Origin of the sequence: Stenotrophomonas sp. LST15-1-1.1, from assembly GCF_040815575.1 — a bacterium.
GTDB classification, from domain to species: Bacteria; Pseudomonadota; Gammaproteobacteria; order Xanthomonadales; family Xanthomonadaceae; genus Stenotrophomonas; species Stenotrophomonas lactitubi_B.
The window spans coordinates 1-18,321 of record NZ_JBFPNJ010000002.1 but is presented as its reverse complement, the minus strand read 5'-3'; the positions used below and the strand labels follow the sequence as shown (position 1 = coordinate 18,321).

Genomic DNA, 18,321 nt, shown 5'->3' with positions numbered 1-18,321 from the left:
GTCGCCGGCATCGTGCCAAGGCCTCTCTTCATCGACGGAGCTGCCCATGCAATGGAGCATCCTGTGTGACTTCGATGGCACCATCAGCCTCGAGGACGTCATCGATTCACTGTTGGAAAACTTCGGCCAGCCCGGGTGGCAGCAGCTGGAAGATCAGTGGCGTTCGGGTGAGATCGGCTCGCGTGAATGCATGCAGGGCCAGGTCCGCCTGCTGAAGCTGGATCCGGCCACCCTCGATGCACACCTGGACCAGGTACGGATCGATCCGGGCTTCGCCGCCTTCGTCAATCGCGCACACGCGTTGGGCCTGCCACTGCGCATCGTCAGCGACGGGCTGGACTACGCGATCCATCGCATCCTCGCCAACCATGGCCTGCCGCCGCTGCCTGTAGTGGCCAACCACCTGCGGTGGTGTGACGGCCATTGGCAGCTGGAATCCCCGTATCAGGCCGAAGGCTGCCGCAGCGGCACCTGCAAGTGCACCTGCGCAGCGCAGGCACGTGCCGACGAAGCGCCCCGCGTGCTGATGATCGGCGATGGCGCCTCGGATTTCTGCGTGTCCGAACACGCCGATTTCGTATTCGCCAAGCGTCGCCTGATTGCCCATTGCACCGACGCCGGCATTCCCCACGCCGCCATCGACACCTTCCACGACGCTACTGCGCTGCTGCCGCGCCTGCTCGACGGCAGCCTGCTTCAGCCCTCGCTTCCGCGGCTGCTCGCCACCGCCTGATCGCTCCGCCCGTTGCTTCCTTCGAATGCCCTCTCCGGAACCGAACCGATGAATATTTTTGACAAGAACGCCGATGCCGCCATCACCGATGCGCAGCTGCTGGCAGACGAATCCCGCTACAGCTCCTTCGGCGACACCGTGCACTACGTCGATCCGCCGAAGATCTTCCAGCGTTGCGAAGGCAGCTACATGTTCGACGCCGCCGGCACCCCGTACCTCGATCTGCAGATGTGGTACTCGGCGTGCAACTTCGGTTACGCCAACCAGCGCCTGAACAATGCGCTGAAGGATCAGATCGACACCCTGCCGCAGGTCGCCAGCCAGTATCTGCACCCGACGCGTGTGCAGCTGGCCAAGACCATCGCGGTGGACATGCACGAGAAGTTCGGCCTCGATGGTCGCGTGCACTTCAACGTCGGTGGTGCGCAGGCGGTCGAGGATTCGCTGAAGATCGTCCGCAACGCGCGCAACGGCAAGAGCCTGATGTTCGCGTTCGAAGGCGGCTACCACGGCCGCACCCTCGGCGCCTCGTCGATCACCTCCAGCTACCGCTACCGCCGTCGTTACGGCCACTTCGGCGAACGCGCGATGTTCATCCCGTTCCCGTATCCGTTCCGCCGCCCGAAGGGCATGACCCCGGACGAATACTCCGACCACTGCGTGCACCAGTTCGAGCGCCTGTTCGAAAGCGAGTACAACGGCGTGTGGGATCCCAAGGTCGGCCAGGCCGAGTACGCCGCGTTCTATGTCGAGCCGATCCAGGGCACCGGCGGCTATGTCATTCCGCCGCGCAACTTCTTCAAGGGTCTCAAGCGCGTGCTGGACAAGTACGGCATCCTGATGGTCGTCGATGAAATCCAGATGGGGTTCTGGCGCACCGGCAAGTTGTGGTCCATCGAGCACTTCGGTGTCACCCCGGACGTGCTGGTGTTCGGCAAGGCGCTGACCAACGGCCTCAACCCGTTGTCGGGCCTGTGGGCGCGCGAAGAGCTGATCAACCCGACCGTGTTCCCGCCGGGCTCCACCCACTCCACCTTCAACTCCAATCCGCTGGGTACGCGCCTGGGCCTGGAAGTGCTGAAGCTGGGCAAGGAGATGGACTACGAGCGTACCGTGCCGGAAAAGGGCGCCTACTTTCTCGACGGCCTGCGCGGCCTGCAGAAGCGCCATCCGGAAATCGGCGATGTCGATGGCCTCGGCCTGGCCCTGCGTGCGGAAATCTGCGCCGCCGATGGCTTCACCCCGAACCGTGAGCTGCTGGACCGCATGGTCGACATCGGCCTGGCCGGCGACCTGCTGCACGACGGCAAGCGCATGGGCCTCGTGCTCGATGTCGGTGGCTGGTACAAGAACGTGATCACCTTCGCGCCCTCGTTGAACATCACCTACGAAGAGATCGATCTGGCGATCACCCTGCTGGACCAGCTGCTGACCAAGGCCAAGGGCTGAGCGGCAATGCGCTGCCGGTTCCCGTGCCCCGCATGGACATGATCCCGCGTGTTTCCAGCACCGCGCTGGAACCGGCCGCGCTGCTGGAGGGCTTCCTGGCCCACCCGCCCCTCGGGTTCGATGCCAGCCGCCTGCCCAGCGGCCTGCCCAGCTTCCGTGCGCCGCTGGATCTGACCACCACCCTGGACGATACATTGCGCTCGCGCCTGTTGGGGCTGCCGCTGTCGCGCCTGTGGCGGCCGTGGCTGACCTGGCAGACGCGGTTCATCGGCGCCACCAGCACCGAGTACACACCGCTGCCGGCACATGTGTCGGCGGCTGCACTGGCCGACGACGTGCTGCGCCACGGCGTCAGTGACAGTCGACTGCTGGTGGTCAAGGATCTGGCAATCGATTCGCCCTTGCTGGACGATGCGGCCAACGCACACAGCCAGGCCTTCCTGCATGCGCTGCTGGAACGCGGCTTCATCCCGCTGGAAGGCATGCCGCTGGCATGGGTGGCGATCGATTTCGATGACATCGACGCCTACCTGGCGCGCCTGTCCACTGCCCGGCGCAAGAACATCCGGCGCAAACTGCGCTCGCGTGCCCACCTGCAGATCGACTGTATCGCTACCGGCGATCCCGCCCTTGCCGAGCCACGGCTGCAGGCCGAACTGCACGCGCTGTACCTGCAGGTGTATGCACAGAGCGCCGTGCATTTCGACCAGCTCGACCTGGCCTTCTTCCAACACCTGTTGGCAGACACGCAGGGCCAGGGGCGCTTGTTCCTCTATCGCCACAACGGCGAGCTGATCGGCTGGAACCTGTGTTACGTGCACGCCGGCAAGCTGGTGGACAAGTACATCGGTCTGTCCTATCCGCAGTCGCGCGACCACAACCTGTATTCGGTCAGCTGGATGCACAACCTGGAATACGCGTTGCAGCACGGCCTCAGCCACTACGTCGCGGGCTGGACCGATTCACGCATCAAGGCCGAACTGGGAGCCCGCTTCACCTCCACCGTGCACGCGGTGCACGCGCGCTCGCGCCTGCTGCGCGCCGCCCTGCGCAGGCTGGCCCCGCACCTGCAGGGTGAGCCGGATGGAGGCGGCTGACCGATGCAACAGCGTCCCCCGCTGATCCTCGACCTCGATGCTGGCGTACTGCCCCTGCCGCAGTCACGCACACTCGCACTGCAGCACTGGCATGACCCGCTGCGCTTCGCCTGCCGCAACACCACGCTGTCACGCTTCGCCAATGACGTTCTGTTGCCGCTGCCGGCACAGCTCGGCACTGTGATGCTCGGCAGCGGCGACTTCCACCATCTCAGCCTGCCACTGCTGCAGCGCCTGCACACGCGCGCCCCGTTCCAGCTGGTGGTGCTGGACAACCACCCGGACAACATGCGCTTTCCCTTCGGCATGCACTGCGGTTCCTGGGTGAATGCCGCCGCTGCGTTGCCGCAGGTATCGCATGTGCACGTGCTGGGCATCACCTCCACCGATATCGGCCTGGGCCACGCGTGGGAGAACCACTGGCGGCCCTTGCTGGGGCGACGGCTGACCTACTGGTGCATGGACGTGGATGTGGGCTGGGCCAGCCGCATGGGCATGGCAGGCGCCTTCCGTCGCTTCGAACATCCCGAGGCACTGGTTGCCGCGTTCGCCGCCGAACAGGCGCAGGCGCCGCGGCCCACCTATCTGTCGATCGACAAGGACGTGTTCGCCGAAGAGGTAGCGCGCAGCAACTGGGATCAGGGCCGCTTCCAGCTTGAACACGCGCTGATGGTGATCGAGGCGCTGCGCACGGGTGGACTGGTGGGCAGCGATATCACCGGCGAAGTATCACTGCCCAACTACCAGAGCCGTTTCAAGCGCTGGTTGTCGTCCCTGGATGGGCAACCGGACATCACTGCAAGCGATCTGCCGGCTTGGCAACAGCAGCACCAGCAGGTGAACCGCGAACTGCTGGCGGCGATGGCCGCAGTGCCGACTGCCTGCTGAGCGCTTTTTTTGTAGAGCCGAGCCATGCTCGGCTGCTGTTCGCGGTCCCCTGAGTCGAGCATGGCTCGACTCTACAAATGGCGATAGCCGAGCATGGCTCGGCACTACACTGGACTCCCGCCCCGGAGCCGCCGCCATGCCCCAGACCGTCATCCCGCAGCTGCGCATGCGCCATGCCGATACCAGCCTGCCGTTCTACGTGCAGGGCCTGGGCTTCGTCGTCGACTGGGAGCACCGCTTCGAACCTGGCTTGCCGCTGTTCGCCCAGCTCACCCGCGAGGGCCAGACGATCTTCCTGACCGAACACAGCGGTGATTGCGAAGTGGGCGGCGCGGTGTATTTCATCGTCGCCGACGTCGATGCCCTGCACCGCGCGTTCAGCGCTGCGGGGGTGCCCATCGAGCAGCCGCCACACGATACCGATTGGGGAAGCCGCGAAATGCTGATCGTCGATCCGGACGGCAACCGCCTGCGCTTCGCCACGCACGCAGGCTGAATGCCACGCGCTTGAGCGGGAATATACGTTTCGCATACGATCCATATATCCCCTACCGAGAACGCTCATGGGCATCGTCAACATCGATGACACCCTGCACGACCAGCTGCGCCGTGCCTGCACCGTCTCCAACCGCTCGATCAATGCCCAGGCCACGTTCTGGATCCGGGTCGGCATGCTGTGCGAGATGAACCCGACCCTGAGCTTCCAGGACGTTGTCGCCAGCGAACTGCGCGCCGCCGGCGTGCAGCCGCAGCTGCTTGCGCCCGTGCGGGCCTGAGCCGATGGCCATGATCAAGCGCCCCGATGAGATCGATCGCCTGGCCGAGTCCGGGCGACTGCTGGCGCAGGTCTTCGCGATGCTCGACGCACTACCTCTGCAGGGCCGCAGCACGCTGGAGATCAACGACATCGTCGAACGCATGATCGTCGACGACCTGCAGGCACGGCCCGCCAGCAAAGGGCAGTACGGGTTCCCGTACGTGCTCAATGCCTCGATCGACAACGTCATCTGCCACGGCATGCCGTCGGCCGATGACGTGCTGCGCAAGGGCCAGATCGTCAACCTCGACATCACGCTGGAGAAGAACGGCTACATCGCCGATTCCAGCACCACGTATCTGGTGGGTGAAGTCGACTACGCCGCACGCAAGCTGGTGCAGGTGACCTACCAGGCCATGTGGAAGGGCATCGCCGCTGTGCGGCCCGGCGCGCGCCTGGGCGATATCGGCCACGCCATCGCCCGCCATGCCCGCAGCCACGGCTACAGCGTGGTCAAGGAGTACTGCGGCCACGGTATCGGGCAGGAGATGCACGAGGAGCCACAGATCCTGCACTACGGTCATGCCGGCACCGGCATGGAACTGCAGGAAGGCATGGTGTTCACCATCGAGCCGATGCTCAACCAGGGCAAGCCGGCGATCCGCCAGCAGCCCGACGAATGGCCGGTGTACACCCGTGACGGCAAGCTGTCGGCGCAGTTCGAGCACACCGTAGCCGTGACCCGCAGCGGTGTGCGCGTGCTGACCCTGCGCCCCGGTGAAACACCGTTGTGCGCGGTGGATGCGGCCTAGAGCGGACGCAACAGCAACAGCAGCGCAAGGCACAGCATGAAGGCCGCCACGCCTGCATCCAGCAACCGCCATGCGGCCGCGTTGCGGAACACCGGCTGCAGCAACCGGGCGCCGAATCCCAGCCCGCAGAACCAGAGCACGCTGGCCACGCAGGCGCCCGCCGCGAACGCCCAGCGCAGGTCGCCCGGATAGCGCGTGGACAGGCTGCCCAGCAGCACCATCGTATCCAGGTAGACGTGCGGGTTGAGCAGGGTGAAGGCCAGGCAGGCCAGCAGCACCTGCCGCCGGCTGCCACCACTGGCATCGGCCGCGGCCAGCGCGCTGCCACCGCGCCATGCGCGCAGCCCGGCCTGCAGGCCATAGCACAGCAGGAAGGCGGCCCCGCCGAAGCGCAGCACCTGCAACAGCAACGGCCATTGCAGCACCAGTGCTCCCATGCCGCCCACGCCGGCCAGGATCAGCGCAATGTCGGCGCCCATGCAGGCCAGCACCACCATGCCCACGTAGCGACGCTGCAGGCCCTGCCGCAGCACGAAGGCGTTCTGCGCACCAATGGCGATGATCAGGCCGGCGCCCGCAAACAGGCCGGCCATGGCCGCAGCAATCCACATCCGACGCTCTCCACCGTGAAAGGAGGCGCAGGGTGCAGCCAACGGACCCGTTAAGGCCAGCTGATTTTTCTTTATGCTGTACAGAAAAACTGAAGAGGCATCGTGTGGACCTGGTACATCCGCAGTTGAGCGCCTTCGCGGCGGTGCTTGAAGAAGGCAGCTTCGAGGCCGCCGCACGCCGCCTGTCGATCAGTCCGTCGGCGTTGTCGCAACGGATCAAGGCGCTCGAGGACCGGCTGGGCCAGGTGCTGGTGGTGCGGCAAGCGCCCTGCCGGCCTACCGCTGCCGGCGAAGTGCTGCTGCGGCGGGTGCGGCCGATGCAGGTTCTGCAGGCCGAAGCGCTGGCCGAACTGCTGCCGGACCGCGGCAGCGATGCCACCCGCACGCCGATTCCGTTGGCGGTCAACGACGATTCGCTGGACACTTGGTTCGTCGCCGCCATCGCCGAGCTGCACCAGCGCCACGGCTACCTGTTCGACCTGCGCATGGACGACCAGGACCATACCCTGGACCTGCTGCGCAACGGCAGCGTGCTGGGCGCGGTCACCGCCGAACGCAAGCCCCTGAAGGGCTGCAACGTGCATCCGCTGGGCGCGATGCGCTATCACGCAATCGCCTCACCGGCCTTTGCGCGGCGCCACTTCAGCAAGGGCATGCAGGCCGACGCGTTGGCGTCGGCGCCGATGATCGTGTTCAACCGCAAGGATGAACTGCAATGGCGCTTCCTGCGCAGGTTGACCCGCGCACGCCTGCAACCGCCCGTACACTACCTGCCCTCCTCCACCGGCTTCGTCGATGCTGCCGCACGAGGACTCGGCTGGTGCCTGGCGCCAGAGGCACTGGTCACGCCAGCGGTACAGGCCGGGCAGGTAGTGGTGCTGGAACCTCGTCGCTGGCTCGACGTACCCTTGTTCTGGCAGCATGCCGCCGTGCGTTCGAGCACGCTGCAGCACATCACCCAGGCGCTGCGCACCGCCGCTGGCAACACCTTACGTTGAAAAGAGCATGATCCTGACCACCGCAGACCCCGGCTTCACGCCCGGACCACTACCGTTTGCCCACTTCTTCACTACAGGAACGGCATGCGCCTGAGCTGCCCACGGACAAGGATGCACCGCGCACTCAGCGCTGCCGGTTTGGCCCTGCTGGCGAGCCTGCCGCTGGCTGCAGCGGCGCAGACCAGCGCGCCTCCCGCACTGGAATGGGAACAGGCGCGACAGCGGCTGGAACAGGTCTCCGACGCACTGGCCGCTGCTGATGCCGGCGTGCGCAACAAGGAAGAACTGCAGGAAGCCACCCGCCTGCTGCGCCTGCCGGAGATCACCGGCGAAGTGCGCCGGCTGCAGTTCCAGAAGACACTGACCCTGCCGCTGGGCTCACTGGCACCGGTGGCCGAGGCCTTTGGCATCGACTCGCCGCTGTCGTTCACCGAACGCGATTGGCGCACGCGGCCGGTGGTCACTGCAGTGCTGCCGCTGTACACCGGCGGCCTGATTCCCGCCGCGCAGCGTGCTGCCGGTGCGGCCAGCGAACAGGCCAGCGCCGAGCGCGAAGCGCAGCGGCAGTCGTTGACCGTGCAGCTGGCCCAGGCCTACTTCGGCCAGCGCCTGGCCGAACAGGCAGTGGTCGTGCGCCGCGATGTGCGCGATGGTTTGAACCGCCACCTGTCCGATGCCGAAAAGCTGGAACGCGAAGGCTTCGCCACGCGCGCGCAGCGCCTGCAGGCTACCGTCGCCCGCGACAAGGCCGAGCGCGAGTACCAGAAGACGCTCAATGACCTGGCCACGCTGAAGGCTGCGCTGGCCACCCTGCTGCGCAGCGGTGGCGATGTGCAGCCATTGTCGCCGCTGTTCGTGCAGCGTACCCCGCTGGAACCGGTCACCAGCTTCGAGCGCACCGCGCAGGCGCGGCAGCCGCAGATCGCGCGCCTGCGGGCGATCGTCGCGCAGGCCGAACAGGGCGTGCGCGTGCAGCAGGCCAAGCTCAAGCCGACGGTGTTCCTGTTTGGCCAGTACGATTTCCGTCGCCGCGACGAAATGCTGACCGATCCGGACTGGGCGTTCGGCATCGGCCTGAAGTACACCTTCCTGTCGCCGAACTCGCGGCCGGCACAGATCAGCGCGGCACGCGCGCAGCAGGAACAGGCCGAGGCCGGCCTGCGCGAGGCCGAGAACCAGGTGGCACTGGGTGTGCGCAAGGCCTGGAACGAGCTGGAAACCGCGCGCCAGCAGTTCGTGCTGCTGGACAGCAGCATCGCCCAGGCCGACGAGAACCTGCGCCTGCAGGAGCTGGCCTTCCGCGAAGGCCAGGCCACCTCACTGGACGTGATCGATGCGCGGCTCGGCCTCGGCGGCGCCCGCGTCGAACGTGCGCAGGCGGCCTACCAATACGATATCGCCTTGGCGCAGTTGCTTGAGGTGAGTGGACAGATGGACCGCTTCGAAGACTATCGGCGGCGTGCAGACGAGGTGATCGATCATGAGTGATGTGTTGCACGACGAAGCAACGACGCCCCCGGGCAAGCGCCGGTTGGGGCCGATTCTGCTGGTGGTGCTGCTGGTGGCGGTGGTGCTGGGCCTGTGGCTGGCCTGGCGCAGCCCCGCCGACCAGATCCAGGGCATGGCCGACGCCGATACCCTCAACGTGTCGGCCAAGATCACTGCGCGCGTGGCCGAACTGAAGGTGCGCGAGGGTGATCGCGTGCAGGCCGGACAAGTACTGTTCCTGCTCGACAGCCCCGAAGTAGCGGCCAAGGAGCAGCAGGCGCACGGTGCTCTGGCCGCGGCGCAGGCGGTGGCCGACAAGGCCAACGACGGCGCACGCAGCGAAGACATCCGCGCGGCCGAAGCCAACTGGAAGCGCGCCGAAGCCGGTGCCACCCTCGCCGACGCCACCTATCAGCGCGTGCAGAACCTGTTCAACGAAGGGGTGATGACACGCCAGAAGCGCGACGAAGCCGCTGCCCAGGCCACCAGCTCACGCGAGCTGGCACGCGCCGCCCGCGCCCAGTACGACATGGCATTGGCCGGTGCGCGCGAACAGGACAAGCGTGCCGCGCAGGGCCAGGTGCAGCAGGCGCAGGGCGCGGTGGCGGAAGTCAACGCCGCACGCGTTGAAGTGGAAGGGCGCGCGCCGGTGGCCGGAGAGATCAACAAGCGCATGGCCGACCCGGGTGAACTGGTACCGGCCGGGTACCCGGTGTTCACTTTGGTGGACATCGACCGCATGTGGGTGTCGATGAACCTGCGCGAATCGCAGATGCAGGGCCTGAAGGTCGGCAGCAAGCTGCGTGGCAGCGTGCCGGCGCTCGGCAAGGACGACGAATTCGAGGTCTACTTCATCAATCCTGCGGGCGACTACGCGACCTGGCGCACCACGCGTCAGTCCTCGGGCTATGACGTGCGCAGCTTCGAAGTGCGGGTGCGCCCGGTACGCCGCATCGAGGGCTTCCGCCCCGGCATGAGCGTGCTGTTCGCATGGCCGCAGCACTGAACACCAGCCGCAGCAGCTTCGACAACTCATGGCAGCGCGAACTGCGCCGGTTGCGCAGCAACCGCGCAGACCTCGCACTGGTGACCGTGCTGCCGCTGTTGATGCTGGTGGTGATGGCATGGATGTTCTCCGCATCGGTGATGCGTGATGTGCCGATTGCCGTGGTCGACCTTGACCACAGCAGCGACAGCCGCCTGCTGCTGCGCATGCTGGATGCCAGCCCTGGCGTGCGCATCGCCAGCCAACCGGCAGGCATGGAGGAGGCACGCGCGCAGCTGCGCCGGCTGGAGGTATTCGCGGTGGTGCTGGTGCCGCGCGATGTGACCCGCCAGGCGTTGCGCGGCCGGCAGGGCACGGTGTTTTCCTATTACAACGCCACCTACATGACCACCGGCCAGTCCGCCGCGCGTGATATCGGCGATGCGGTGTCTGCATGGAACGCGCGCCTGCTGCGCGAACGCATCGGCCTGCAGGTCGGGCCGGGCAAGCTGCGCGCCGCGCCCATCGCGGTGCAGTCGGACATCCTGTTCAATCCGGCACGCAGCTACGAGCTGTTCCTGCTGCCGCTGATTTTCCCGGCGGTACTGTCGCTGGTGCTGGCGCTGGCAGTGGCCGGCAGCCTCGGCCGTGAGATCCGCGACGGCACCCTCCCCGCTTGGTTGGGCCAGACGCCGTGGTCGGCCATTGCCGGCAAGGTGCTGCCCTACGTGCTGCTGTTCTCGTTGTACGGCGCGCTGGGCGCGGCCTACCTGGCCTGGCTGCGCGGCGACGGCATCGCCGGCAGCGTGGTTCTGCTGCTGCTCGCACAGCCGCTGTTCTACCTGGCCACCGCGGCCTATGCCCTGTTCTTCGTCGGCGTCACCCGCGACATGGGCACTGCGCTGTCCGCCGTGGGTCTGAGCATCGGCACCGCGCTGGCCTTTTCCAGCGCCACGTTCCCGGTGATCGACGCGCCGTTGTTCACCCGCGTCTGGCACCTGCTGCTGCCACTCAGCGCCTACATCAAGCTGCAGACCCAGCAGCAGTTCATCGGCTCGCCGTTGGTGGTGTCGCTGTGGCCGCTGGCCACGCTGCTGCTGATGATCCTGGTCGCCGGCGGCATCGGTGGCTGGCGCCTGCTGGCGTTCGCGCGTACACCGCAGGCCGCGCAACCCGCCGGGGCCGGCGCATGAGCAGGATCTGGCACAGCCTGCGGCAGACCCTGCTGGCCGTGCTCTGCGACCGCTATGCGATCGTGGTGATGGTCGGCGCAGTGATTCTGTACTCGTTCTTCTACCCCGCCGCCTATCGCCATCAGGTAGCCGGCAACCTGCCCGTGCTGGTGGTCGATGAAGACCACAGCGCGACCAGCCGCGAACTGCTGCGCAAGCTCGATTCGCTACGCGTGGCCCATGTGGTCGGGCAACCAGCCGATCTGCAGGAAGCGCGTGCACAGCTGGAAGCAGGTCATGCCGAAGGCATCGTGCTGATCCCGGCCAACCTGGAACGCGACATCCTGCGTGGCCATCCGGCCAAGCTGGTGCTGCTCGGCAACGGCGCCTATCTCGGCCGCGCCAGCTGGGTGCTGGGCAGCGTGGCGGATGCACTGGGCGCGTTCGGCCGCGAAGCCGCGGTCACCCAGGCCGCGTTCATGGGCGCGCCACAGGCGCCACCGGTCACCCTCGTGCAGCGGCCGTTGTTCAACACGCAGGAAGGCTATGGCAGCGCGATCGTGCCCGGCGTGGCCGAACTGATCGTGCACCAGACGCTGCTGATGGGCATCGGCGTGCTGCTCGGCGGTCGCCGGCTGGTGCTGGGCCGGCGCCTGCGCTTCGACCTGCCCACCCTGACCGGCATGGCCCTCGGCTTCGGCCTGATCGGGCTGTTCGGGCTGTTCTGGTACGCCGGCTTCACCGCGTGGGTGCAGGACTATCCGCGTGGCGGCAACCCGCTCGGCCAGCTGCTGGGCGGTACGCTGTTCATCGCTGCCACAGTGGCGTTCGGCCTGTTCATTGGCAGCTTTTTCCGCACCCGCGAACGCGCCTTCCAGTACATCATCGCCACCTCCATCCCGCTGTTCTTCCTGGCCAGCCTGTCCTGGCCGGCGGTGATGACGCCGCGCCCGCTGGTGTGGCTGGCGCAACTGCTGCCCACCACTTCCGGCATCAACCTGATGGTGCGACTCAACCAGATGGACGCCAGCCTGGCCGAGGTCAGCCACGAACTGATCACCCTGGCCGTGCTGCTGGTGCTGTACAGCGCCCTCGCCCTCTGGCGCCTGCACAGCAAAAAAGGGACGGAGGGGAAGAGAGCGACGTAATCCCCTCCGTCCCTTATTTCGGCTCTGGTGCGTACCAGAACGGGATGCTGTATTCGCGGCGGCGGCTGGGCCCACGTTCGCCGCCCTCGGGGTTCCAGACCAGTCGCAGGTCGTGCCGGCCCGGTTTCAGATCCGCCATCGGCAGGTAGCCCACCAGCCCGCGCATGTCGAGGTCGCGGCGCTCCATCGGCACGAACTCATGCAGGTCGACCCTGCCGCCATCGAGCTGCACCGTCCACAGCAGCGCCATGCAGTTCACCGCCGCTGTGGCCGCCAGTGCGCCTTGCGCTTCGTTGCGGGCACCACCGGCACAGCGCTGCCGTGCTACTGGATTGTCACGCTGCGGACGGTGCGGAATGAACAGCCGCAACCGCGATGCACTTATGGTATCGGCCGGAATCATCGGATAGGGCAGCAGCTGGTCGTGCGCCGAGCGCAGCGATTCGTAGTGCGCGCCCAGCATGCCGTGGTCCACCGCTTCTTCGGTCATCACGCTGTAGCGGTTGAACAGCGAGAACTTCATCGAGCCGTACACCTGCAGAGCAGCGAGCACCATCGCCAGCATTACCGCCGATATATAGATCACCGTGAACGAACGACCGCGCAGGTTGCTCTGCAGGGTCCACTGCATGGTCTGCAGCAGGCGCAGCATCGGCACCCGCTGCAGCCCCGCCAGCACCGACTGCAGCTGCTTCTCCTGCCGTGCGGTGTCCAGGCCCCGCGCGTGGCGCCGCGCAATCGACTTCTCCAGCAGCATCGGCACCATCGCCAGCCCGAGCAGGCAGACCATCAGCATCGCAACGATCGCCAGCGTGATGCGATCGACATCGCCGAAGGCGGCACCGATGGCCATCGCCACGCCGAGCGAGACAATCGCCACCACCAGCGTGCCGGCCAGGGTCTGCACGCACAGCAGCGTGCTCGAGAACAGCATGGTGGCAAGCCGGTCCGCGCGTTCGATGGTGCCGTCGAGCCCGCCGTCGCGCTGCTTCAGGAACGCGCGCGAGAGCGGCCCCAGCATCGTCAGTCGATCCCAGTCGATGCCGTTGGGGAAGTGCGATTTCAGGCCGATCAGGCCGATCCAGTAGCCGCGCACCGCCAGGTGGATGATCAAGGCCACCGCCAGCACGTAGCACATGCCGACGCCGATGCTGAAGGCAAACCACAGCGCCTGGAAATAGACCCCTTCGGTATGCAGGCTGCTGCGCGCCCACGCGTCGAACAGATAGCCCGGCACGGCCAGCAGTGCGAAGGCGAGCAGACCGGAAATGAACAGCTCCAGCTCGTCGGTGCGATCGCGCACACGGGAGTAGCTGGCTGTCGTGCGAGGTATTGCGTCGGCAACATCCGACGGTTCCCGACGGTCTACAGCAGTCGACTCGTTCACTGGTCATTCATCCCTGGAGGTCGGCGCAGTATAGGCATGCGCCCTGCTCCGCGGAACGGGACCGGAGACGAAGAACGCCGGCACAGGGCCGGCGTTCGGGGTACAGCAGTGTGGAAGGGGTTATCGCATGGAGGGATCAGCGGTAGACGCGCTCACAACGGCGCTCGACCACACGGTCGCCGGTCTTCTGCTGATGGTTGCCCTGGATCTGCCGTCCGGCTGCGCCGCCCGCCACGGCACCTGCAACCGTCGCCAGTTTCTTGCCGTTGCCGCCGCCCACCTGGTTGCCCAGCAGGCCACCGACCACGGCGCCCGTAGCGGTGCCGGTGATGCGGTTGGGATCGCGGGTATTGCGCTGCACTTCAACGTTCTTGCAGACCACGCGGCTGCCATCGTTGAACTTGCGCCCTTCATCACGCGGGCCGTAATTCTGTGCGCCAGCAACGGACGACGCCGCCAGCAGGGTGCCCAGCACCATCAATCGGGTCGAGGTCTTCATGGCCATCTCCTGTGCTCCGGTATGGCGCAAGTGTCTGCCTGCGGGTGGCAAATGCAGGTGAAATCCGCGTCTGCGGGGGTTGAGCGGCCACCATCGGTTCAGGAAACAAAAATGCGCCCATCGCGACCAGCATCGCGATGGGCGCCGTCTCCCACCCGGCTTAGAACTCTTCCCACCCACCCGTGTTGGCCGCGAGCGACGGCGCGATCCGCGGCGGCACGCCGGTCACGCGACGCACCGGCGGCACGCTCGCGGCCACCGCTGCCAACATCGGCCGGACGGCTGCGGCCGCCACCGACGCCCCGGTGCGGAACACCGACACCGCCTCGGCCAACAGGTTGGCCTGCTCCTCCATCGACCGCGCAGCCGCGCTGGCCTCTTCCACCAGCGCGGCGTTCTGCTGGGTGGCTTCATCCATCTGCATCACGGTCTGGTTGACCTGCTCGATGCCAGAGCTCTGCTCCTGCGAGGCCGCCGAGATCTCGGCCATGATGTCGGTCACCCGCTGCACCGAGGCGACGATCTCGCCCATCGTGGTGCCGGCCTGACGCACCAGCGCCGAGCCGTCGGAGACCTTGCCCACGGACTCTTCGATCAGGCCCTTGATCTCCTTGGCGGCGCCCGCCGAGCGCTGCGCCAGCGTCCGCACCTCGCTGGCCACCACGGCAAAGCCCCTGCCCTGCTCGCCCGCGCGCGCCGCTTCCACCGCAGCGTTGAGCGCCAGGATGTTGGTCTGGAAGGCAATGCCATCGATCACGCTGATGATTTCGGCGATCTTCTTCGACGACGCTTCGATGGCCGTCATGGTGGTCACCACCTGGCCAACCACCTCGCCGCCTTGCGAGGCCACCCCATGTGCACCGATGGCCAACTGGTTGGCTTGGCGCGCATGTTCGGCGTTCTGCTTCACCGTGGAGGTCAGCTCCTCCATCGACGCTGCCGTTTCTTCCAGATTGGCCGCCTGCTGCTCGGTACGCCGCGACAGATCGGTATTGCCGGAAGCAATCTCCCCCGCCGCCAGATTGATGCTGGATGCACTGGCCTGGATACGGCCGACGATCTGGGTGAGCTGCTCGACGGTGGCATTGCAGTCGTCGCGCATGCGGGCGAACACACCGTGGAAATCGCCCTGCATGCGTACGGTCAGATCGCCGCGCGAGATCGCCTGCAGCAGGCTTGATACCTGCACCAGGTTCTCATCGGTGGTCTGCATCAACCGGTTCAAGCCGGTCACCATCTCGCCGAAATCGTGCTCGAAGCGTGTTTCGTCGCCACGCAGGCTGAAGTCACCGGCGGCCGCAGCTGTGGCCAGGCGGCGGATCTCGCCATTGATGGCCGACAGGCTGGACTTGGTCTCGTCCATGGCCTGGGTGATTGCTGCTTTTTCGCCAGGCAGACGATCCATGTCCACCGACAGGTCGCCGCGCGCGTAGTGCTTCATCACCTCGATCAGGCGGTTCTGCACGTGCACGTGGGAACCCACCAGCGCGTTGGTGTCATGCACCATCCGCCCGTAATCGCCGGGGAACGCGCTCTCGTCCATGCGATAGCCCAGGCTGCCGTCATCATGCTGCCGCGCCATCTCGCCCTGCGCCGCCATCACCGCCTGCAGCTGCCCCTGCATGCGCTGCATGGACTTCAGCAACTGGGTCACCTCGTCATTGCCCGAGGCATCGATGACGTTGTCCAGGCGACCGTTGGCGATGCCATCGGCCAGCTTCACCGCACCCGCCAAGGGGCGGGTCAGGCTGCGGGTGATCGCCCACGCAGCCAGTGCACCGAGGATCAGGCTGAGCACACCGAAGGCGATGGACAGGGTTCCCGTCCACGCTTCCGTGGCGCGGTATTCCTCACGGCTGCGTTCGGTCAGGGTCTCCTGGTGCCGCAGCAGGCTGGAGATTGCTCCATTCCAGGCCGTGGCCAGACCGTGCTCGGCCAGCAGCTCGGTGGTTGCACCGTCGTAGTCGCCCGCCTTCATCCGCTCGTGCAATTGTCGAGTGGAGACGTCGGTGGCCCTGCGTGCCGCCGCGATCTGCGCCACCAGCGTATCGCCGGTGGCATCGCGGGGAATCTTGACGTACTTGCCCCAGATTCCATCGTAGGTGCGGCTCAGTTCCTGCGCCCGCTGGTAATCCTTGTCGAACTCCTCGCCGCGCTTGATCACCATCAGGCGGCGATGCATCAGCACCGCGTTGTTGGTATCGAGCATGTCGTTCAACAACCGCATCTTGACCATGTTCACGCCCACCACTTTCTCGAACTGGGCGGACTTCAGATGGTTTCCGTACAACACCAGGCCGACGATGGCCATGATGAACAGCAACAGCAGACCGAAGCCGGCAGAAAGCCGGAATCCCACACGGAGGTTGCGTAAGGCGAGCATCTCAATTCCCTTGATCGTGGCCCTATATCGGTGGCGGCACGGGCAAGGGAAACTTTATGGGCCGATTTTATTATATCGATCCAAAACTCTGAAACTGTGCAGAAAGGTGTGAAATCAGGCTCTCCACAGAGGCGTTATATCCGAAGGACATGTCGACAAATGGCGCCGTCACAGGATGGGTTTGGCTGGCCATGTCAGTTGCGCGATACTAAGGGGCGGCAGCCCCGGCAAGATCAGATCCCGCCCGAGCTCTCGAACTGGAAGGAGAGCACAAACCGGAATTCACACGCCGTGGCGTTGTTCTTGATGAATCGGCAGATCTCCTCCCAAGCGCGTCACACCCACTGGCGCGGAAATGGAACGTTCCTAGCAGTCCAACCCGCCAGTCGGCTTCAATCCCTTCAGCGACGACAGCCTCCGGCGGGTCGACAATGCCGAAGCCGAAGCCTGTGTTGGATGCTGGAAGATACCCATTCAGACCGTCCGGACCGCCGGAATATTCAGCCTGGATAAAATCCAAGGCGTGCAACAGGGCCTCCAGGTTGGCACCGGCCTCAGCCTCAAGGAACAGCGAAAAACTCGACGTCGGGCCTTCATAGTTAGGCAATAATCATTGCCCTGGCGGCTCGGCAGAGCGCTCTCATTCCCGGTTTCATGCATCCACCGAAGTCACTTTGAATCACATGGATTTGCGATACCCCAACTCAACCACGGACACTCGCGACAATCCGACTATCGCTTCAGGTCAGCGTAGGTAGCGCTCATGTCCTTCACGACTTCCGAGCTGTTGTTCAAGAACGTTCTCACCGCGCCCAGCCAGTCGTGCCAAGCACCAGCGTCCGTCCGGCTTCGATCCTCCGCAAGATTCCATCCAAGCGAGCCCAGCAGGCCGCCAATTTCATCGACTGGGCCGCGGGAATAGTCGATCCGGAGGAAGTAGAACATTGCAAAGACCCTATCGAGCGCTTTGCGGACAATGCTCGCCCAGTACGTCGCGCAACTGGCGAGGAACAGAGATAACATTAGTACTGGATTTTAGTCTCAGCCACTACTCAGGGCCGGGACGTCGCTACATATCTCTCAACGTCCACCATCGACAACCGATCTCAGGCTCAAAAACCACCATTGCCTCCGAAATTGAATCGGAGAATTCGAATACGACACGAACTCCGGCCTCCGCAGCACCTCGAATCAACTCAATAGACTTCACATTCTCAGACGAAATAACTGCCAACTCTTGGGTAGAAAAACTCAATACAACTTGGAACGACTTCATCACAGCACTAAAAGAGACATCAATCTCAAGATCGCTATTCTCTGACTTCTTTCTATAGCGACAAAGCGCCAAGCTCGAATCAACCTCAACGGGCTCGATACCAAACTCCTCAAAGAACTCGGTTGTGCTCGGAAATTTCACTTCCACCTCCTTAGTGACGCGGTATGACTGTACTGAGTATACGAGTTCCATCATCAAGCACTTGAAATGTACTCTGAAAATTTGCCGCCTTGCCCGATGGCCCCATGAACAACGACTCTCTGACTTCGAATTTTCCGTACTGATTGGCGAAAGTACTGGTCACGTTGCCTTCAGCCTTGGCGGAAGCGGCCAAATGGTCGATGAGCATCTGACGACCAAAAGCATCGTCTGGAACACCAAGCCTCTTCATCTCAAGCGCCAACTGATTTGAACGAGCCGCATTGTGTGAATTACTAGTCACACGACCAAACAAATAGTCGAACTTTCCTGGCGAAACCTCCAACCCCTTCGCACCAATTTCTGCCGCTCGGCCGACGTCCCCCCGGCTTGAGTAGTGGGCGGGTTTAGAGTCCGGTGCTGATGTTATCTTTCTTCGTCGCCAACTGCGCGGCGTACTGGGCGGGCGTTAGTCCGCCAAGCGCTCTTTTGGGCCTTTC

19 protein-coding genes are annotated in these 18,321 nt (G+C 65.0%); 12 read left to right on the top strand and 7 right to left on the bottom strand.

What is annotated here, in order from left to right; translation table 11 throughout:
- Nucleotides 1–46 precede the first annotated feature (46 nt).
- From MRBLST15_RS06845 to map, 7 genes are all read left to right on the top strand, one after another.
- Nucleotides 47–733 (top strand): MtnX-like HAD-IB family phosphatase, encoded by a 687-nt coding sequence (locus MRBLST15_RS06845; RefSeq protein ID WP_265951624.1) that lies wholly within the window; start codon nt 47–49, stop codon nt 731–733.
- A 48-nt stretch (nt 734–781) separates the two neighbouring features.
- Nucleotides 782–2,182: an aspartate aminotransferase family protein gene (locus MRBLST15_RS06840; protein ID WP_312705292.1), complete on the top strand. Its 1,401-nt coding sequence runs from the start codon at nt 782–784 to the stop codon at nt 2,180–2,182.
- A gap of 32 nt (nt 2,183–2,214) precedes the next feature.
- A complete protein-coding gene (locus tag MRBLST15_RS06835; protein WP_367785550.1) occupies nt 2,215–3,279 on the top strand; it encodes a GNAT family N-acetyltransferase in 1,065 nt (354 codons plus the stop codon).
- 3 nt (nt 3,280–3,282) lie between these two features.
- Nucleotides 3,283–4,167: an arginase family protein gene (locus MRBLST15_RS06830; RefSeq protein WP_367785549.1), complete on the top strand. Its 885-nt coding sequence runs from the start codon at nt 3,283–3,285 to the stop codon at nt 4,165–4,167.
- 136 nt (nt 4,168–4,303) lie between these two features.
- Nucleotides 4,304–4,663: a bleomycin resistance protein gene (locus MRBLST15_RS06825; RefSeq protein ID WP_367785548.1), complete on the top strand. Its 360-nt coding sequence runs from the start codon at nt 4,304–4,306 to the stop codon at nt 4,661–4,663.
- A gap of 67 nt (nt 4,664–4,730) precedes the next feature.
- Nucleotides 4,731–4,943 (top strand): ParD-like family protein, encoded by a 213-nt coding sequence (locus MRBLST15_RS06820; protein ID WP_367785547.1) that lies wholly within the window; start codon nt 4,731–4,733, stop codon nt 4,941–4,943.
- A 10-nt stretch (nt 4,944–4,953) separates the two neighbouring features.
- The gene (gene map / locus MRBLST15_RS06815; RefSeq protein WP_367785546.1) at nt 4,954–5,736 is read left to right on the top strand and encodes a type I methionyl aminopeptidase; all 783 of its coding nucleotides are present in this window, start codon (nt 4,954–4,956) and stop codon (nt 5,734–5,736) included.
- Here the strand turns inward: map and MRBLST15_RS06810 are convergent.
- Nucleotides 5,733–6,347: a LysE/ArgO family amino acid transporter gene (locus MRBLST15_RS06810; protein ID WP_367785545.1), complete on the bottom strand. Its 615-nt coding sequence runs from the start codon at nt 6,345–6,347 to the stop codon at nt 5,733–5,735. The two genes, map and MRBLST15_RS06810, sit on opposite strands and share 4 nt — an antisense overlap.
- Nucleotides 6,348–6,451: 104 nt before the next feature.
- Here MRBLST15_RS06810 and MRBLST15_RS06805 point away from each other — a divergent pair, with 104 nt between their 5' ends.
- The 5 genes from MRBLST15_RS06805 to MRBLST15_RS06785 all read left to right on the top strand — a co-directional run bounded on the left by MRBLST15_RS06805 (nt 6,452) and on the right by MRBLST15_RS06785 (nt 12,138).
- A complete protein-coding gene (locus MRBLST15_RS06805) occupies nt 6,452–7,345 on the top strand; it encodes a LysR family transcriptional regulator ArgP (RefSeq protein ID WP_367785544.1) in 894 nt (297 codons plus the stop codon).
- A 111-nt stretch (nt 7,346–7,456) separates the two neighbouring features.
- The gene (locus MRBLST15_RS06800) at nt 7,457–8,833 is read left to right on the top strand and encodes a TolC family protein (protein ID WP_367785543.1); all 1,377 of its coding nucleotides are present in this window, start codon (nt 7,457–7,459) and stop codon (nt 8,831–8,833) included.
- Entirely contained in the window at nt 8,826–9,839 is a 1,014-nt protein-coding gene (locus MRBLST15_RS06795; RefSeq protein ID WP_265951634.1) for an HlyD family secretion protein, read from the top strand. Before MRBLST15_RS06800 ends, MRBLST15_RS06795 begins: the two co-directional genes overlap by 8 nt.
- Nucleotides 9,824–11,011 (top strand): ABC transporter permease, encoded by a 1,188-nt coding sequence (locus MRBLST15_RS06790; protein WP_367785542.1) that lies wholly within the window; start codon nt 9,824–9,826, stop codon nt 11,009–11,011. The genes MRBLST15_RS06795 and MRBLST15_RS06790 overlap by 16 nt, the downstream gene beginning before the upstream one ends.
- Nucleotides 11,008–12,138, top strand: a complete 1,131-nt coding sequence (locus tag MRBLST15_RS06785) for an ABC transporter permease (RefSeq protein WP_033830664.1) — start codon at nt 11,008–11,010, stop codon at nt 12,136–12,138. Before MRBLST15_RS06790 ends, MRBLST15_RS06785 begins: the two co-directional genes overlap by 4 nt.
- A 13-nt stretch (nt 12,139–12,151) precedes the next feature.
- Here MRBLST15_RS06785 and MRBLST15_RS06780 read toward each other — a convergent pair whose 3' ends face one another.
- The 6 genes from MRBLST15_RS06780 to MRBLST15_RS06755 form a co-directional block, all read right to left on the bottom strand.
- Nucleotides 12,152–13,441: a hypothetical protein gene (locus tag MRBLST15_RS06780; RefSeq protein ID WP_367785541.1), complete on the bottom strand. Its 1,290-nt coding sequence runs from the start codon at nt 13,439–13,441 to the stop codon at nt 12,152–12,154.
- Between the two features lie 220 nt (nt 13,442–13,661).
- Entirely contained in the window at nt 13,662–14,030 is a 369-nt protein-coding gene (locus MRBLST15_RS06775) for a glycine zipper 2TM domain-containing protein (protein ID WP_025873797.1), read from the bottom strand.
- Nucleotides 14,031–14,184: 154 nt separating this feature from the next.
- Nucleotides 14,185–16,407: a methyl-accepting chemotaxis protein gene (locus MRBLST15_RS06770; RefSeq protein WP_367785540.1), complete on the bottom strand. Its 2,223-nt coding sequence runs from the start codon at nt 16,405–16,407 to the stop codon at nt 14,185–14,187.
- Between the two features lie 732 nt (nt 16,408–17,139).
- Nucleotides 17,140–17,352, bottom strand: coding sequence for a hypothetical protein (locus tag MRBLST15_RS06765; protein ID WP_367785539.1), 213 nt, complete (start codon nt 17,350–17,352; stop codon nt 17,140–17,142).
- A gap of 124 nt (nt 17,353–17,476) precedes the next feature.
- Nucleotides 17,477–17,824, bottom strand: a complete 348-nt coding sequence (locus tag MRBLST15_RS06760) for a hypothetical protein (protein WP_312705302.1) — start codon at nt 17,822–17,824, stop codon at nt 17,477–17,479.
- A 10-nt stretch (nt 17,825–17,834) separates the two neighbouring features.
- Entirely contained in the window at nt 17,835–18,074 is a 240-nt protein-coding gene (locus MRBLST15_RS06755; protein ID WP_312705303.1) for a hypothetical protein, read from the bottom strand.
- Nucleotides 18,075–18,321 lie beyond the last annotated feature (247 nt).

Coding starts and splice junctions, on each gene's coding strand:
- MRBLST15_RS06840 (WP_312705292.1), top strand. CDS start 782: ATGAATATTTTTGACAAGAACGCCGATGCCGCCATCACCGATGCGCAG.
- MRBLST15_RS06775 (WP_025873797.1), bottom strand. CDS start 14,030: ATGGCCATGAAGACCTCGACCCGATTGATGGTGCTGGGCACCCTGCTG.
- MRBLST15_RS06820 (WP_367785547.1), top strand. CDS start 4,731: ATGGGCATCGTCAACATCGATGACACCCTGCACGACCAGCTGCGCCGT.
- MRBLST15_RS06770 (WP_367785540.1), bottom strand. CDS start 16,407: ATGCTCGCCTTACGCAACCTCCGTGTGGGATTCCGGCTTTCTGCCGGC.
- map (WP_367785546.1), top strand. CDS start 4,954: ATGATCAAGCGCCCCGATGAGATCGATCGCCTGGCCGAGTCCGGGCGA.
- MRBLST15_RS06790 (WP_367785542.1), top strand. CDS start 9,824: ATGGCCGCAGCACTGAACACCAGCCGCAGCAGCTTCGACAACTCATGG.
- MRBLST15_RS06755 (WP_312705303.1), bottom strand. CDS start 18,074: ATGAAGAGGCTTGGTGTTCCAGACGATGCTTTTGGTCGTCAGATGCTC.
- MRBLST15_RS06785 (WP_033830664.1), top strand. CDS start 11,008: ATGAGCAGGATCTGGCACAGCCTGCGGCAGACCCTGCTGGCCGTGCTC.
- MRBLST15_RS06830 (WP_367785549.1), top strand. CDS start 3,283: ATGCAACAGCGTCCCCCGCTGATCCTCGACCTCGATGCTGGCGTACTG.
- MRBLST15_RS06810 (WP_367785545.1), bottom strand. CDS start 6,347: ATGTGGATTGCTGCGGCCATGGCCGGCCTGTTTGCGGGCGCCGGCCTG.
- MRBLST15_RS06845 (WP_265951624.1), top strand. CDS start 47: ATGCAATGGAGCATCCTGTGTGACTTCGATGGCACCATCAGCCTCGAG.
- MRBLST15_RS06765 (WP_367785539.1), bottom strand. CDS start 17,352: ATGTTCTACTTCCTCCGGATCGACTATTCCCGCGGCCCAGTCGATGAA.
- MRBLST15_RS06825 (WP_367785548.1), top strand. CDS start 4,304: ATGCCCCAGACCGTCATCCCGCAGCTGCGCATGCGCCATGCCGATACC.
- MRBLST15_RS06795 (WP_265951634.1), top strand. CDS start 8,826: ATGAGTGATGTGTTGCACGACGAAGCAACGACGCCCCCGGGCAAGCGC.
- MRBLST15_RS06800 (WP_367785543.1), top strand. CDS start 7,457: ATGCACCGCGCACTCAGCGCTGCCGGTTTGGCCCTGCTGGCGAGCCTG.
- MRBLST15_RS06835 (WP_367785550.1), top strand. CDS start 2,215: ATGGACATGATCCCGCGTGTTTCCAGCACCGCGCTGGAACCGGCCGCG.